General features: G+C 74.3%; 9 protein-coding genes. 6 read left to right on the top strand and 3 right to left on the bottom strand.

All coding sequences use genetic code 11. The features are described 5' to 3' along the window. Nucleotides 1–59 precede the first annotated feature (59 nt). Nucleotides 60–893 carry a glucose 1-dehydrogenase gene (locus tag ACIPAE_RS29755; RefSeq protein WP_366412906.1) on the top strand — a complete coding sequence of 278 codons (834 nt, stop codon included), beginning with the start codon at nt 60–62 and terminating at the stop codon, nt 891–893. Nucleotides 894–898: 5 nt separating this feature from the next. Continuing rightward, entirely contained in the window at nt 899–1,930 is a 1,032-nt protein-coding gene (locus ACIPAE_RS29750) for a mannonate dehydratase (protein ID WP_402449315.1), read from the top strand. A 52-nt stretch (nt 1,931–1,982) separates the two neighbouring features. Here ACIPAE_RS29750 and ACIPAE_RS29745 read toward each other — a convergent pair whose 3' ends face one another. Further along, entirely contained in the window at nt 1,983–5,837 is a 3,855-nt protein-coding gene (locus tag ACIPAE_RS29745) for a glycosyl hydrolase (RefSeq protein WP_402449313.1), read from the bottom strand. A gap of 365 nt (nt 5,838–6,202) precedes the next feature. Between ACIPAE_RS29745 and ACIPAE_RS29740 the strand changes: the two genes are divergently transcribed. The 3 genes from ACIPAE_RS29740 (at nt 6,203) to eno (ending at nt 12,778) form a co-directional block, all read left to right on the top strand. After that, nucleotides 6,203–10,501, top strand: a complete 4,299-nt coding sequence (locus tag ACIPAE_RS29740; protein WP_402449311.1) for a hypothetical protein — start codon at nt 6,203–6,205, stop codon at nt 10,499–10,501. Nucleotides 10,502–11,017: 516 nt separating this feature from the next. After that, nucleotides 11,018–11,458, top strand: coding sequence for an inorganic diphosphatase (locus ACIPAE_RS29735; RefSeq protein ID WP_402449417.1), 441 nt, complete (start codon nt 11,018–11,020; stop codon nt 11,456–11,458). Between the two features lie 54 nt (nt 11,459–11,512). Next, on the top strand, nt 11,513–12,778 hold the full coding sequence (eno, locus tag ACIPAE_RS29730) for a phosphopyruvate hydratase (RefSeq protein ID WP_329372396.1): 1,266 nt from the start codon (nt 11,513–11,515) through the stop codon (nt 12,776–12,778). Between the two features lie 238 nt (nt 12,779–13,016). Here the strand turns inward: eno and ACIPAE_RS29725 are convergent, their stop codons facing one another. After that, nucleotides 13,017–13,904, bottom strand: coding sequence for an alpha/beta hydrolase (locus tag ACIPAE_RS29725; protein WP_366412911.1), 888 nt, complete (start codon nt 13,902–13,904; stop codon nt 13,017–13,019). A gap of 178 nt (nt 13,905–14,082) precedes the next feature. Beyond that, nucleotides 14,083–14,484: a MerR family transcriptional regulator gene (locus ACIPAE_RS29720; RefSeq protein ID WP_329372400.1), complete on the bottom strand. Its 402-nt coding sequence runs from the start codon at nt 14,482–14,484 to the stop codon at nt 14,083–14,085. Nucleotides 14,485–15,060: 576 nt separating this feature from the next. Here ACIPAE_RS29720 and ACIPAE_RS29715 point away from each other — a divergent pair. Next, nucleotides 15,061–16,542 carry a SulP family inorganic anion transporter gene (locus ACIPAE_RS29715; protein ID WP_402449307.1) on the top strand — a complete coding sequence of 494 codons (1,482 nt, stop codon included), beginning with the start codon at nt 15,061–15,063 and terminating at the stop codon, nt 16,540–16,542. Nucleotides 16,543–16,686: the final 144 nt, after the last annotated feature.

Below are 16,686 nucleotides of genomic sequence, written 5' to 3'. Positions count from 1 at the left end.
GGCGAACAACGTTGTCATCAGGGGCACTTGGCCGGGAATCTGACTGGGAGAGGGAACGCATGGGTGAGGAACACGCCGGTCGTGTCGCGCTGGTGACCGGGGGATCGAGCGGCATCGGCCGGGCCGCCGCGGAGTTGCTGGCCGCGTCCGGCGCCGCGGTGGCGGTCAGCGCCCTGGACGCGGCGGGCACGCACGAGACCGTCGAGGCGATCACCGCGGCCGGCGGCCGGGCGGTGCCGCTCGTCGCCGACGTCTGCGACCCCGCCGCGGTCGCCGAGGCGGTGCGGCGGACCGTGCACGCCTTCGGCGGCCTGGACGTCCTGGTGACGTCGGCGGGCATCCAGCGGTACGGCACCGTGGCCGACACCGACGACAAGACCTGGGACGAGGTGTTCGCGGTCAACGTCAAGGGGGTGTTCCTGGCCGCGCGCGCCGCGCTGCCGCACCTGCGGCGCAGCGCCGCGGGCGGCGCGGTGGTGGTGGTGTCCTCGGTGCAGGGACGCGCCACGCAGTCCAACGTCGCCGCGTACGCGGCGGCCAAGGGCGCGCTCAACGCGCTGGTGCGCTCGATGGCCGTGGACGAGGCCCCGAACGGGGTGCGGGTCAACGCGGTGTGCCCCGGCTCCGTCGACACCCCGATGCTGCGGCGCTCGGCCGAGCTGTTCACCGACGGCAGCACGGGCGCGGTGAGCCGGCTGCTCGACGACTGGGGCCGCGACCATCCGCTCGGCCGGATCGCGCGGCCGCGGGAGGTCGCCGAGGTGATCGCGTTCCTGGCCGGCGCCCGCGCCGCGTTCGTCACCGGCGTGGACGTGCCCGTGGACGGCGGGCTGCTGGCCAAGCTCGCCGTCGCCCTGCCGCGGGACACCGCCGGACCCGCCATGGGAGGCTGACCGTCATGGTGATGCGTATCGCGCTCGGGCACATAGACGCCTACGAGGACCGGATCGGCACCTTCGCGCGCCAACTGGGCCTCGGCAGCCTCCAGTTCCACGCGCCGAAGGACCTGCCCGGCACCGACGGACACTGGAGTACCGCCGAACTCGCCGCCCTGCGCGGCCGATGCGAGGAGGCGGGGCTGCGGATCGAGGGGCTGGAGAACGTGCCCGCCGCGCACTTCTTCAAGATCCAGCGCGGGCTGCCGGGCCGGGACGAGCAGATCGAGGGCTTCTGCCGGACCCTGCGCAACATGGCCGCGACCGGCTACGACCTGCTCGGCTACAACTGGCTGCCGACCTACGTGTGGCGCACCACGATGGACGCCCCCGGCCGCGGCGGCGCCGCCGTGACCGGCTTCGACCTCGACCTGGCCCCGGCCGGAAACGCCCTGGCCGGCTACAAGCTCACCCCCGAGGAGCCGATCACCGAGCCGATCACCGCCGAGCAGTCCTGGGCCCACCACCAGTACTTCCTGGACGCGGTCCTGCCGGTCGCCGAGGCCGAGGGCGTACGGCTCGCCCTGCACCCCGACGACCCGCCGGTCGACGAGCCGCTGGGCGGCGCGACCCGCATCTTCACCTCGCCCGCGGCGCTCGCCGAGGCGTGGCGGCGCAGCGGCGGCAGCCCCGCCTGGGGGCTGGACCTGTGCCTGGGCACCGTCTCGGAGATGGCCGGCCAGGCGGCCGCGGAGGAGATCATCCGCGCGATGGGCCCGGCCGGCAAGATCTTCTACGTCCACTTCCGGGATGTGCAGGGCACCGTCCCCCGCTTCGCGGAGTGCTTCCTCGGCGAGGGCAACCTGGACGTCCCCGGGGTCTTCGGCCTGCTGGACGAGGTCGGCTTCGACGGGTTCGTGATCGACGACCACGTCCCCGCCCTGGTCGGCGACCCCGGCACCTGGGCGGACACCTCCGCGGACGCGTACATCAGCCGAGGCCGGTCGTACGCGATCGGCTACCTCCAGGGGGTGCTGGACGCCGTCCGGCGGTGAGCCCGCGGGGACCGCGGGTCCGGGCGCCGGACCACCCGGACCGCCGGTCGGGTCATCCGGTGGTGACGGCGGCCCGGCCGTACGGCGTGAGGACCACCGGGCCGAGCAGGCCGTTGCCGGTGCGGGTCCGGCCGCTCGCGCCGGTGCCGGGGGCGACCCGGACGGCGTTGACCAGCGGGGTGGCGACCTGCACGGTGATGGTGTTGTCCCCGCTCCTCAGCGCGTCGCCGAGGTCGATCCGGGACGGGTCGGCGAAGTCCACCGGTGGCAGCGGCGTGCCGTTGACGGTGACCTCGGCGGTGTCGGTGACGCGGCCGAGGTCGAGGAAGGCGTGCCGGCCGCCGGTCCAACCCGGCGGCAGGGTCAGGTGGGTGGTGTAGTCGGCGGTGCCGGCGACGTCCTGGAGGTCGACGGGGTAGCCGGCCGCCTTGGTGACGGCGGTCCAGGCGGGCAGCGCGCCGGTGCCCGGGTCGGCGCTGACGGCGATCGGGCCGATCATGGTGTGGGCGGTGTCGCCGGGCGCGCCGCTCCGGCCGGGGGTCCAACTGTCCACGGTCAGCTGCCAGTTCGCGAGGGTGGCGGCTGCCGGCACGTCGCTGATGGCGGTGCCGGCCGTACGGCCGTCGGACAGCGTGGTGCGGAACGTGCCCGGGTGGCTCGACTCGATCGCCAGGCCCCCGCCGGCGTCGAAGACCGCCCGGTCGGCGGTCGTGGCCGTGGCGGAGACCGGGCCGGGACCGGTGCCGAACTTCCCGGTGTCGGTGCTCACGGCGACCACCGTGGCGTCGTGGGCGCCGAGCCGCACGTCGAGCGTGACCGCGCCGCCGGACGCGGTGTACTGCGCGAGCGGGGTGACGGCCCCGGTCCACGTGTCCAGCGCGTAGGGCGTCCCCTTGCCGGTGAGGGTAAGGCGCTGATCCACCGCCCGGGCCGAGTTGTTGTACAGGTAGTAGTACTGCGTGGCGCCGTCGTCGCGGCGGACGTCCAGGAGGGCGCCGCTGGTGGGGTCACCGGTGTGCGCGGCGGCCGGGGTGATGCCCAGGCGCGCCAGCGCGGCGGGCACGGCCGCCTCCGCATCCACCCGCACCACATGGTGCCCGGCCGCCTTCGCCGTCGCGCCGTCCTCGCCGGCCAGGGCGTAGAGGGCGTCCCAGTCCGCCTGGACACTCCGGTCGGCCGGGCCGGCGTCGTATCCGGGGGTGGCCATCGCCGCAGGCGCGGCCGGGCCGATGACGACCACGGGCAGGCCCGCCCGGGCGAGCGCCAGGATCTGGGCGGCGTCGGCGGCCTTCAGCGACCGGGGGTCGTCGAGGACCAGGGCGTGGTAGTCCGACGCCCCGGGGAAGAGCACGCCGTCGCGGTAGTCCTTCGACGCGTCGGTGAGGAAGGCGGAGTCCGCGTAGCCGTAGGTGTAGCCGGCCGCCGCCATCGCCGAGGTGTTCTTGACGACGCTCGCCGGGTCGTCGTACGCCTGACCCGCCAGCCCCACGTTCTGGTAGTAGACGCCGACGTCGTAACTGGGCCTGCCCTGGCGCAGCACCAGTGACATGCGGGCGATGTCGTCGTTGAGTGCCCTGGCGTCGCGCCACTGCGGCATCCGCGGGCCCCACGCCTCGGAGAAGCTGGTGTTGCCGCCGTAGCTGAAGCCGGGCCAGACCGACCCGGCGCCCGAGCCGGCCGGGGCGGTCGGGTAGGGCATGCCGTGCCAGACGATCTGGTTGTCGCCGCCGGCCATGTCGACGTAGACCTCGCTGGTGAGGTTCTGCGCGGCGGTGGTGGCCCAGACCTGCGTCTTGATCGCGCAGCACTCGCCGGACACGATGGTCGCGCCGGTCCGGTCGGCGCCCGCCGCGATGACCTTGAAGTCCTGGTCGGGGTTCTTGCCGTTGAACTCGAAGCCCTCGCCCTCGGGGATGCCGACGTGCGTGCCGGCCTCGGCGGCGTCGATCGGGGCGCCGTACGCCTGCGCCCTGACGGTCAGGCCGTTGGCCTCGGCCCAGCTCTCCAGCGTGGTCAGGTAGCGGTTGCCGTACAGGTCGCTGAAGGTCTGTTCGTAGTCCCTGACCATGCGGGCGCTCTGGCCGTCGCTGTAGGTGAACGCGACCGGGTGGCCGCTCACCCGGCGGGCGTCGAAGCCGGCCAGCGCGGGCAGCGCCTGGTCGACGGAGTAGCCGCGCGACTGCCGGAACCGGTCGGGGAAGTCCCAGGTCCAGGTGAGCTCGTCGGACAGCTCCAGCGAGTCCTCGAAGATCGCCGGGGTGCCGGCGGTGCGGGCGGTCCGCGCGATGGCGTCCTTGACCGCCGGGTCGGCGAGGATGTTCCGGTCCCAGAAGCCGGTGAGGGCGGTCGCGCCGTCCGCCGACAGGTGGTCCAGGACGTACGCGGAACCGGTCGGCGAGACGTTGGTCGCCGCCTGGCCGTCGGCGGTCTGGTAGAAGTCCAGCACCACCCACGGATGGCCGTTGCCGCGCGGGAACGTGTGGCTCAACCCGCCCCGGGCGTCGAGCTTCCCGGTGACGTCGGTCACCGAGGAGCGGTCCAGGGAGACCGGCGCGGTGGAGGCGTCGCAGGCGGTGGCGCACTGCGCGACCTCGACCGCGACGAGTTCCTCGGCGGCGGTGTCCACCGCCCGCTCGCCGACGGCGTGCGCGCTCGCCACCGGGGTGACCGTGACGCCGGTGCCGGGCGCGACGATCCGCTCGCCCGCCGCGTGGGCGTGCGCCAGGGCGGTGGTGAAGGTGAGGTCCTGCCCGGCGTCGCTCACCGCGGCGCCTGGCGGGTGCGCGGCGCCCAGCGCGGTGCGGACGGTGACCTGCCTGGTGGCCGGGTCGACGGCCGACACCCGCGCGGACTCGACGGCGGCGCCCGGGTCCACGGTGAGGGTGTCGCCGGCCTCGATCCCGGCGACGGAGGACAACACGAGCGTGGTCGCGCCGGCGCTGGTGGCGGTCGACAGCGTGGTGCCGCCGGCCGCGCTGCCCGCTGATTTGATCGTCGCGGTGTCCTGGTCGGCGCCCGACCCGATCGTCACGGTCACGCCCGCGACCAGGTTGGTGTCGGTGGTCGCCGTCACCACCCGGGTCGCGCCCGCACCGGTGGCGCCGGCGAGGGTGGTGCACGGGGAGGAGGTGCCCACCTTCCGCACGGTCACCACGTCGGTGGCGGTGTCCGTCCCGGTGGCGCCGGCCGGGCCGAGCGCGATCCGGTCCCCGACGGCGAGGTTGCGCGTGGAGTCGAGCAGGACCGTGCCGGCGCCCGCGGCGACCCGGCCGCACAGCGTCCTGGTCACCGACGGCGGCGGCACGAGCGTGGCCGGCAGGGCGCCCGCGCGGGTGCTGCCGGGCGGGTCGAACTCCCGCCCGTAGAGGACCTGCTGGGCCACCTGCGGCTGGTTGAAGCTGTCGACGCTCGGCACGGTCGGCGGCCACCTCGGGCCGGCGGCGAGGTCCAGGATCAGCCCGTCCTTCACCGCCTCCGCCTCCATCACCCGCACCCGGTGCGACCACAGGGCAGTGCCGTAGCCGTACGTCGACAGGTACGGCTCGCTGCTGTGCAGGGTGCTTCCGGGGGCGTTGGGGGCAGGGAAGGCCGTCACCTCCGCGCCGCCGGCGCCGGCCGCGGCGATCTGCCCGAGCTGGGAGCGCAGTTCGGCGTCCGACTCGTCGGCGACCGGCAGCCACCAGCGGTACTTCGGCCGGTCCACCGCCGGCGGGTCCGCGAACGAGGCGGCGGTGAGCACGGGGTTGGGCTCCTTCACCCGGGGCGCGGCACCGGCTGTGGCGGCGCCCTCGCCCGTAGCCGTGGCCGTGCTCGCCGTCGTCGCGGAGGCGAGCAGCGCGGCCGCCATGGCCAGTGCCGCCCAGGAACCGCGCCGGGTCCGGTGCCCGCTGCCTCGTGGTCTGGTCACTGCGCCTCCGGACGTGTGGACGCGATCCGGACCGACCGACGTCAGAACGCCCTTTGTATCCGGCGGATTCGCGGGAGAAAAGCACGACACGTCCGTGTTCGCGCGGAGATGTCGACGAGCGCCCGCCGTCCACCTGACCGGCCGTCACGCGCGGTGCCGCGCAGGGCGCGTGGCCGCGCCGACCGCGTGCCCGACCGAGACGCGCGGGAAGGGGATGCGCGGGAAGCAGGGGCGTGGGGGAAGAGCGGGAGCGTGCGGGAAGAGGGTGCGCGGGAAGCGGACTCGGGGGCCGGGAGAAGCGGGCCGCGGAGGCGCGGGAGCGGACTCCGCTTGTGCGGCCGGGCGCGATTGGCCATGATCGAGCGGTGAGCGACGGTGTACAGGGCGTGTTCAACTCCGTGGCCGCCGACGTGTACGCGCCGGTGGTCCAGGCGGGCTCGGTCACCGGCGGGGTCACCATCCACCACCACGGGACGGCCCGCCGGCCGGTCACCGCGGTGGGCAGGCTGGCGCACCGCCCGCCGTGGCTGGCCCGCCTCATGTCCGCCGACGGCGGCACCGCGCAGGCCGGCGCGCTGGTGGACGACCGCCACCTGATCACCTCGGCGCGGGCCGCCGCCGGGCAGACCCCCGCGTGCGCGGCGGCCCCCGGCGCGCAGGTCCTCGTCGAGTTCCCCTTCACCGGCGAGCCGACCGCCCACCACGCCACGACCGTGGAAGTCGTCGAGGGCGCCGCGCTGTTGCGGCTGGACCGGCCGGTCCCGCACACCCCCGCGCCGCTGTCGGCACCGCCGGAGCTGTACGGCCACGGCTTCTGGGTGCACGGCTTCCCGGCCGGCCAGCCGGGCGCGCGCCAGGAGCACGGCACCCTCGACGGCGCCGCCGGTCCGGGCGGCCGCTGGCTACAGGTCACGGGGCCGACCGGCTGGCGGACGGACCCCGGCTTCGCCGGCTCGCCCGTCTTCGACGACGACCTCGACGCCGTGGTGGGGATCATCGGGTGGCACGACGGCCCGTACCGCGGTTGCCATGTGCTGCCGGTGTCCGCCTGGCTGACCCGGTGGCCGTTCCTGCGGGCCCGGCTCGGCTGGCGGCTCGACCTCGATCCGCACCTGAAGACGCACTGGCTGCCCCGCGCCCGCGGCTCCGAGGTGGAATCCGACTCCGGCGCCTGGTACTTCACCGGCCGGCACGCCGCGCGGCAGGCCGTCTGCGACTGGCTCGCCGAGCCGCACCGCCCGCTGCTCGTGGTCACCGGCGGCCCCGGCACGGGCAAGTCCGCGCTCCTCGCCCACCTGCTGGTCTCCTCGGAGCCGCGGTGGGCGGGCGAGGTGCCGACCGACGGTCCCCGGCCCGCCGCCGGGTCGTTCGACGCCGCCGTGCACATGAAGGGCAGGACCCGCGACGAGGTCGTCGAACTGCTCGGCTCGCTCGCCGACGTCCGCGCCGGCAGCCAGCAGGAGCTGCTGATCGGCCTGCGGGAGCGGCACGCGGCGACCGGTGAGGTCTTCACGGTGCTGGCCGACGCCGTCGAGGAGGCCGCCGGAGTGGAGGAGGCCACCCGGATCGCGAGGCTGCTGCGGGAGTTGGCGAGCACCTCAGCGGTCCGGGTGGCGGCGGCGGTGCGGACCGCGCCGGCCGGCACCGAACGCGCCCGGATCATGGCGGCGTTCGGCCGGACCGCCCCGCAGATCGACCTGGAGTCCCGCGAGTACCAGCGCAACTTCGACGTCGCCGACTACGTACAGCGCCGGCTGACCCACGAGGACGCCGAGAGCCCGCGCTACCGGCGGCGAACGGAGGCCGAGACCCGCGCCATCGGCCGGGCGGTGGCCCGCAAGGCGGGCTACAACTTCCTGATCGCCCAGGTCACCAGCCGCTGGCTGCTGCTGCCCGACACGCCGCCGCTGGACCTCGACGACCCGGAGTGGGACCGGGCGCTGCCGGAGACCATCGGCGAGGCGATGGAGAAGTACCTGGACGCCTTCGGCGACGACAAGCCGCTCGTGGAGCGGTTGCTCACCGCGCTCGCCTTCGCCCGCGGTGACGGGCTGCCGCGCGGCCCCGGCTGGCTCGCCGTCGCGGACGCGCTGCACCCCGGCCACGCCCATACCGGCGCCGAGCTGGCGAAGGTCTTCCAGAGCGCCGCGAACTACCTGGTCGAACGCATGACATCGGCCGACGGGGAACCGGCGTACCGGCTCTACCACGACGCGCTGGACGAGCATCTGCGCGGCCGCTGCCCGGAACGCGACCCGCACCGCGCCATCGTGACGACGCTCCTGGCGGCGGTGCCCGCGCACGGCCGCGGGCGCGCCTGGGCGGACGCGGACCACTACACCCGGGCCCAACTCGCCGTCCACGCGGCCGACGTGGCCGACCCGGACGGATCGTGCGAGCTGGACCTGCTGCTGGCGGACGGCGGCTTCCTCGGGCATGCCGTGCCCAGCCCGCTGCTCGCGGTGCTGCCCCGGGCCGGCACGGAAGAGGGCCGGCTCGCGGCCGCCGTCTACCGCGCCTCCAGCCACAAGCACCGCCACGCCGAGCCCCGGACCCGGTGCCTGCTCCTCGCGGTCGACGCCGCCCGGTTCGGCGCGCACCACCTGCGCGAGAGCCTGAACCGCGCGCTCGCCGACCTGTCCGGTCCTGCACGGGACCTCGGCTGGCAGGTCGGCTTCGCCACCGGCGGCAAGGTGCACGCGGCGAACACCGGGACGCTCGACGGACATCGGACCGTGGGCGTGGTCAAGGTCGTGGCGGCCGGCGCGTTCGACGACCGCGTGCTCGGGGTGAGCGGCTGCGGGCAGGGCATGGTCCAGGCATGGGACCTGACGGAGCAGCGCCCCATCGGCGACACCTTCCTCGCCATCCCCACCAGCGTCCCCGGCACCGAACACCGCAAGGAGATCACCGCACTGGCCGTCGCCGAACTCGACGGCCGTCCCGTCGCCGTGTCGGCGGGCCAGGACGGATGGCTGCGGGTCTGGGACCTGGCCGGGCCGCAGCGGATCGGCGAGATCCCCACCGGACAGGGCGGTGCGGTGCAAGGACTGGCGGTCACCGAACTCATGGGCGCCCTGGTCGCGGTGACCCTCGGCAAGGACGGGACCCTCCGGATGTGGGACCTCGCCGAGCAGCGTGCGTGCGGCGGCCCGTTCGCCGGGCACCGGGGCACCATGACCGCGGTCGAGGTGGTCGACATCGACGGCGGTCCGGTGGCGGTCACGTTGGAGATGACCGTGGGCCCGTTCGGGCAAGGCGGGGTGATACGGCAGTGGGATCTGCGGGCGGGTGCGGAGATCGGCGCCCCGATGGAGATCAGCGGCTGGGTGTGCGGCCTCGCTGTCGCCCAGGTCGAAGGCCGTCCGGTGGCCCTGACCGCCGGCCAGGCGTTGTGCGTCTGGGACCTGGCACGGCGCAGGAAGCTCGCCACCCTCACCACGGACGACAGCTCTCTGGTCGCGACCACGGTGCGGAACGGGCGCCCCGTCGCCGTCAGTTGCCGGAGCCGCGAGGACGGGGCGGGCACGCTCCAGGTGTGGGACCTGGCCGAGCACCGCAGGATCGGCGGCGACCTCACCGGCCACACCAACGGCATCGTGGGCCTGGCGACCGCGACGGCCGCGGGCCGGCCGATCGCGGTCACCTGCGGGGCCTACCAGAGCACCTTGCGGCTGTGGGACCTGGGCGAGGTCGAGCACCGCCGGATCGGCGCCCCGCTGGAGGGACATCGCCAGCAGACGACAGGAGTCGCCGTCCTGGAGCGGGCCGGCCACCGGTTCGCGGTCACCAGCAGCCTCGACCGGTCGGCGCTGGCCTGGGACCTGCACGGCGCGAGGCGCGCCCACGCCCCGCTGCCGGTGTCGTACGTCTACGGCATGTCCACCGCGATGGTGCGTGACGAGCCGAGCGCGATCGTCTGCACCACCGACAGGGTGCACCTGTGGAACCTGCGCACCGGCAGGTCCGTCCCGTTCCCGCTGGTGGCCGTGGTACGGCAGCGGTACCCGGAGTCGATGGACGTCGCCGAGATCGGCGGTCGGCCGGTCATGGTCGGGGTGGACTCCGATCGGCTGTACACCTGGGACCTCACCAGAGGCCGCCGGCTGACCGGACCCGTGGACATCGGAACCAAGGCCAAGGTCCGCCTGGTCGAGATCGACGGCCGTCCCGCCGCTGTCACGGCCGGTGTCGTGGACAACGGCGACGCGTGTCCCGTACGGCTGTGGGACCTCGCCGCCGGCCGGCTGATCGGTGAGATGGGGTCGGCGGTGTCCATGGCGCTGGCGGTCACCGAACTGCACGGCCGTCCCGCCGCCGTCACCGCGGGCGCCGACGGGGCGGTTCAGGTGTGGGACCTGACCGGTGGAACCAGGATCATGGAACTGGGCGGTGGCACCGGGGTGTTCTGGTACGTCGTGACCGGGCGACTGCCCGACGGGAGCCCCGTCGCCCTCACCGTCGGACGCGACCGGACGCTGAGGGTGTGGGACCTGGACGCCCGGCAGGCCATCGAGGAGATCGCACTTCCCGGCGACCCGCACGGGCTGGCGCTCGGCGAGGAGGGCACCGTGGCCCTGGCCCTCGACGACGACCTCGTGGTCCTGGAGACGAACCTGACGAGCACGGGGTGGGCACCCGCGTCCGCGCCACCCCGCGGCTGAGCCCGAGCCGCCGCCCGCCCCGGCCCGTACCGGTCGGAGCCGCCAGGGCAGGCCACGGCGCCGCCGCTCGACTCGGCGGTCGGGATGATCCATGGGATAATCGGATAAGCGCACGGACGAGGCGCACGCCAACGGTGTGCGCGGTGCGTGCCGGTGAGGGGGCTCACCAAAACCGCGGCTCTCCGCTGCTTACGGTCCCTGGTCGATGCATCGATCAGGAGGCGCCGTGCCCGTATCCGTACCTCCCCCGCCGACGGCGACGCGCCGCGGTACCCGTCGTGCTCCGGTCCCGCAGCCGCGCCCCTTCCCGCCGGGCGGGCCCGCCACCGCCCGTACGCCCTCGGTCGCCCCCCGTACCTGGCCGCGGCTCGCGCGCCCGTGAGCGGTCCTGACCAGCGGTCCTGACCAGCGGTCCTGATCATCGGGGGAGTCCGACCACCGGACGAGGAGGACGTCGTGGAAGCGGAATTCGACGTGACCGTGGAGATCCCGCAGGGTTCGCGGAACAAGTACGAGATGGACCACGAGAAGCACCGCATCCGGCTGGACCGGACGCTGTTCACCGCCACCCGCTACCCGGCCGACTACGGCTACATCGACGGAACGCTGGGCCGGGACGGGGACCCGCTGGACGCGCTCGTGATGGTCGGCGAGCCCACGTATCCGGGGTGCGTCATCAACTGCCGTGCGGTCTGCGTGTTCAGGATGAGCGACGAGAAGGGCCCGGACGAGAAGGTGCTGTGCGTGCCCGCCCGCGACCCGCGGTACGCGTACCTGCAGGACATCGGCGACGTGCCGCGGTACGACCTGCTGGAGATCACCCACTTCTTCGAGGTCTACAAGGACCTCGAACCCGGCAAGTCCGTCGAGGGCTCGCACTGGGACGGCAAGGACGCGGCGTACGCCGAGATCGACGCGTCCCGCGAGCGCGCCGCCCACGCCCGGGCCCGGACCTGACCGCCGCGGACCGGTCGTCCCGACGACGCCCCGCGCCCCGAGAACGGACCAGCCATGACTTTGCGCATCTCCGAGTTGCACGCGGTCGAGATCCTGGACTCGCGGGCTCGCCCGACGCTCGCGGTGACCCTGGCCACCGCGGACGGGACGCGGGTGCGGGCGGGGGTGCCCTCGGGTGCTTCCACCGGCAGCCGTGAGGCGGTGGAGCTGCGTGACGGCGATCCGGCGCGGTTCGGCGGGCAGGGTGTGTCGAGGGCGGTGGCGCAGGTCAACGGTGAGATCGCGGAGGCGCTGGCCGGGCGGGACTTCGGGTCGGCGGCGGACGTCGACGCCGCGCTGATCGAGCTGGACGGGACGCCGACCAAGTCGCGGTTGGGTGCCAACGCGATCATCGGTGTCTCGATGGCGGCGGCGCGTGCGGAGGCCGCGGCGCGGGGCGCGGAGTTGTGGGAGTCGCTGTCGGCGGTGGCTCACACGCCACCGCGGCTTCCGGTGCCGCACTTCAACGTCGTCAACGGCGGCGCCCACGCGGCGAACGCCCTGGACTTCCAGGAGTTCATGCTCGCCCCGCTGGGCGCGCCGGGTCTCGCCGAAGCGGTACGGGCCGGTGCCGAGGTGTACGGGCGGCTCAAGGCGCGGCTGGCCGCGGCCGGCCATGCGACCGGACTCGGTGACGAGGGCGGTTTCGCGCCCGCCATCGACAGCCCGGAGGAGGTGCTGGGCCTGCTGGTCGAGGCGATCGAGGACGCCGGCTACACCGCGGGCCGGGAGGGCGTGGCGATCGCCCTGGACCCGGCGGCGAGCGAGTTCTGGCACGAGGACCACTATGTGGTGGCCGGCGAGCGGCTCTCCTCCGACGAGTTGATCGACCGGTACGAGGAGATCGTCGGGCGGTTCCCGGTCCGGAGCATCGAGGACGGGCTCGCCGAGGGGGACTGGGACGGCTGGGTCCGGCTGACGGCGCGGCTGGGCGAGGAGGTCCAGATCATGGGGGACGACATCTTCGTCACCAACCCGGCGATCATCACCGAGGCGATCGACCGGAAGGTCGGCAACTCCGCGCTGATCAAGGTCAACCAGATCGGCACCGTCACCGAGACCCTGGAGGCGATGCGGATCTGCCGTGACGCGGGCTACACCCGGATGGTCTCGCACCGCTCGGGGGAGACGGCGGACACGTTCATCGCCGATCTCGTGGTGGGTACGGGTGCCGGTCAGCTCAAGTCGGGGGCGCCGGCGAGGGGCGAGCGGGTGGCGAAGTACAACCGGCTGCTCGAACTCGCCGACATCCAGCCGGAGTTGCCGTACGGCCTGGCCTGAGCCGCAATCCGTGGGGCCGGCGGCGCCTCGTCGGGACCGGTGGGGCAGGCGGGTCCGGGATCAGCCGGCGGTGTTCGAGCCGATCCCGCTGGGCCCGGTCGAGATCCTTGCGGGCGTGGCCGTCTCCGCGGGCGAGGCGATTCCCGCGGTGTGACGGCCCGCGGCCGGCCGAACCGGCCCCGGGCGTACGCCTGGAGGGGCGTTTCGGCGGGGCGACCGCGGAGCGTCGGCGGGCCGACTACGTCGCGCGGCCGGCCGCCTCGGCGAGGTGGCCGGCTACGGTCCGGGACCCGGACCCGCCCAGCAGCAGCGAGTAGTGGTTCTCGTCGGGCACGAAGCACACGTCCACGCCCTCGTCGGCCAGCCCGCTGGAGGCGATCACCTCCGGCGGGTACAGGCCCACCGGCTCGTTCCGCAACCCGCGCTCGGCCCACAACAAGGTGGCGGGCAGGGTCAGTTCGTGGATCGCGGCGAAGACCTCGGGGTTGCGCAGCTGGTCCCTGCCGTCCTCCCGGACCGCCGCCGCCCGGCACGCCGAGCGCAGGTGCGGCTCCTCGCCGGTAAGGTCGCGCTCCAGGTACCGGGCCAGCGCCGGCCCGCCGAGCCGGCCGAAGGCCGGATGCCCGGCCCAGAACCGGTGGTAGGCCGCCCGGTCGGCGAACTCCATGTCCAGCCTGGCCATCGCCGGGCCGAGCACCGAGCGCAGCATCGCGTCGACGTCCGCCCCCGCCGGCACCGGGACGCCCAACCCGCCGTCCACGAGGACCAGTTCGCTGTAGCGCCCCGGGTCGCGCCGGGCCGCGGCGCACGCGGCGTACCCGCCCATCGAGTGGCCGGCCAGCACCGCCCGCCCGATCCCGAAATGGTCGAGTACCGCCACCAGGTCCTCGGCGTGCCGCGCCATGCCGTACGGGCCCGGCAGGTCCCGGCTGTGCCCGCGCCCGCGCAGGTCGGGGGCGATCACCTCCACGTCGCCGAGCGCCTCGGCGACCAGCGCCCAGGACAGCCCGTTCCCGGAGATGCCGTGCGCGGCGAGCACCACGCCCGCGCCCGGCCGGCCCGGCCATCGCCGTACCGCCAGCCGCCCGCCCGCCACCTCGACAGCCGTGTCCTCCCACGCCCGCATGCGCGACTCCCGCTTCCCGCCGTCCGATACGGCCCGAGCAGGATCAGGATAAGGACCGCGGGGCCGCACGTCATGGGCGCGGCGCACCCCGCGCGCACGCCCCCCCACGCGCCGGACGGCCGTATCCGGCGGGCCGGGGGCATCCAGGGGCGGGTGTCGGGTGTCCGGGAGCGGGTGCTCAGGGGCGGGCGCCCTGCTCCAGCCGGGTGCGGAGGGTGGCGGCGAACTCCTCGGCCCGGGCCAGCTGGACCCGCAGGTCCTGGATCTTCGTCGCGGCGGTCTGCTCGTACGCCCTGACGCGTTCGAGCAGGGCCTCGCGCTCGGCGGGGGAGGGGGCCGGGGTGTCCAGGCGGTCGGTGGCCGCCAGCAGGTCGCGCATCTCCTCCAGGGTGAAGCCGAGCGGCTTCATCCGGCGGATGACCATCAGGCGGGCGACGTCGGCTTCGGTGTAGAGGCGGAAGCCGCCCTGGGACCGGGCGGAGGGGGTGACCAGGCCGGTCTCCTCGTAGTGCCGGATGGTTCGCAGGGACAGTTCGGTCCGTTCGGCCACCTCGCCGATCTGCATGTGCCTGCTGTCCACGACCGTGTTCCCGGCCCCTTCTCTTCCGTGGGTTCTCTTCGCTGGGACGTCACGCCGACGTCACGTGCCGCGGGCCGATCGCCAGCCATCTCTACCCTAACGTTAGGGTAGAGTTTCCGATGGTGAGGGCGGCCCGCGCCGCCCCCCACCAGTGTGCGGGCTTCCGTGCTCGCGCGCTGCCATGTCGGGGCCGACGACGCCCCCGCCGAACCCGCGAGCAGGAGAGACGAGGCGTGCGCATGTCCCAGCCGCTCGCTGCCGCCTGCTGTCCGCCGTGAGGCCATGAGGCCGCCCGCGCGCTGAGCCGGTCGGCCGCCGTGCGCCCGGCCGACGCCGGGCACCCCCTCGTCGCCCCATCGGACCCCGCGCCGCATGCCGGCCCGCTGCCGAACTCCCCCCGGCCGCACGCCACTTCCCCGACCTCCGCCCGCCCCGACGGGCGATCCGCGCACCGCCGCCTCGGCCCCGCGCGTCCTCCTCGCGCGGCCGTGACCGGCCGCGCCCGAGCCCGACAGGCACCCGGTCTTGCTGACATCGCCCTCGCCCCCTCCGCCCCCTCCGCCCTCGCCTTCGAACGTGCCCGTGCGTCCTCGCGGCCTGCCCCGACCGCCCTGGCTGTCCCCGAACGTCTTCCGGGTGGAGGTGCTGGCCGGCCTGGTGGTCGGACTGGCGCTGATCCCCGAGGCGATCTCGTTCTCCGTGATCGCCGGTGTGGACCCCAAGGTCGGGCTCTTCGCGGCCTGCACGATGGCGATGGTCATCGCGTTCGTCGGCGGGCGGCCGGCGATGATCTCCGCCTCCACCGGCGCCGTCGCGCTGGTCGTGGCACCGGTCGTCCGCCACCACGGACTCGGCTACCTGATCGCGACGGTGATCCTGGCCGGCGTCTTCCAGATCGTGCTGGGCTCGCTCGGGGTGGCCAAGCTGATGCGGTTCGTGCCGCGTTCGGTGATGGTGGGCTTCGTCAACGCGCTGGGCATCCTGCTGTTCACCGCGCAGATCCCCAACCTCCATGACGTCCCCTGGGCGGTGTATCCGCTGGTCGTCGCGGGGCTGGCGATGATGGTGTTCTTCCCGCGCCTGACGAAGGCGGTGCCCGCGCCGCTGGTGTCCATCGTGATCCTGACGGTGGTCACGGTGGCGGCGGGGATCTCGGTGCCGACGGTCGGCGACAAGGGCAGGCTGCCGTCGTCGCTGCCGGCGCCGGGACTGCCGGACGTACCGTTCGACCCGCACACGCTGACCGTGATCGCGCCCTACGCGCTGGCGATGGCACTGGTCGGCCTGATGGAGACGCTGATGACCGCCAAGCTCGTGGACGACATCACCGACACCCCCTCCAACAAGACCCGCGAGTCCATCGGGCAGGGCGTGGCCAACATCGTCACCGGGCTCTTCGGCGGCATGGGCGGCTGCGCGATGATCGGACAGACCATGATCAACGTCAAGAACGGCGCCCGAACCCGGCTGTCCACGTTCCTGGCGGGGTTCTTCCTGCTGATCCTGTGCATCGTCCTCGGGCCGGTGGTCTCCCGCATCCCGATGGCCGCGCTGGTCGCGGTGATGGTGCTGGTGTCGGTCGGCACCTTCGACTGGCACTCCGTCAAGCCCGCCACGCTGAAGCGGATGCCGATCGGCGAGACCACCGTGATGGTCGTCACCGTCGCCGTGGTGGTGGCCACCGGCAACCTGTCGATCGGTGTCGTGGTCGGCACGGTCCTCGCCATGGTGATCTTCGCCCGCCGGGTCGCCCGACTCACCGACGTCACCGCGGTCCTCGACCCCGACGGGAAGAGCGTCGTCTACGCCGTCACCGGCCAGCTCTTCTTCGCCTCCGCCAACGACCTGGTGGCCCGGTTCGACTACGCCGGCGACCCTGACCGGGTCGTCATCGACCTCAGCGGCGCCCGCGTCTGGGACGCCTCCTCCGTCGCGGCTCTGGATGCGATCACCACCAAGTACGCGGGCCGCGGCAAGGCCGTGGAGATCGTCGGGCTCGACGAGCACAGCGCCCGGGTGCACGGCGACCTCAGCGGCGCGCTCACCGGTGGCCACTGACCCCCTCCCGCCGCGCCGGCGGGGAGACGCGTACGGCCGACCGGGTCGCGACCGCCGGCCTGCCGCAACCGGGGGCGGCCGGGGTGCGTTGTACACAGAGCGGGGGCGGATGCCGCCGGGGCAGGTGCGGTTGCGGAGGAGCGA

Origin of the sequence: Streptomyces sp. NPDC087270, from assembly GCF_044744625.1 — a bacterium.
In the GTDB taxonomy this organism is placed as follows: domain Bacteria; phylum Actinomycetota; class Actinomycetes; order Streptomycetales; family Streptomycetaceae; genus Actinacidiphila.
The sequence above is the reverse complement of the archived record's forward strand: the minus strand, read 5'-3'. Positions and strand labels throughout refer to the sequence as shown.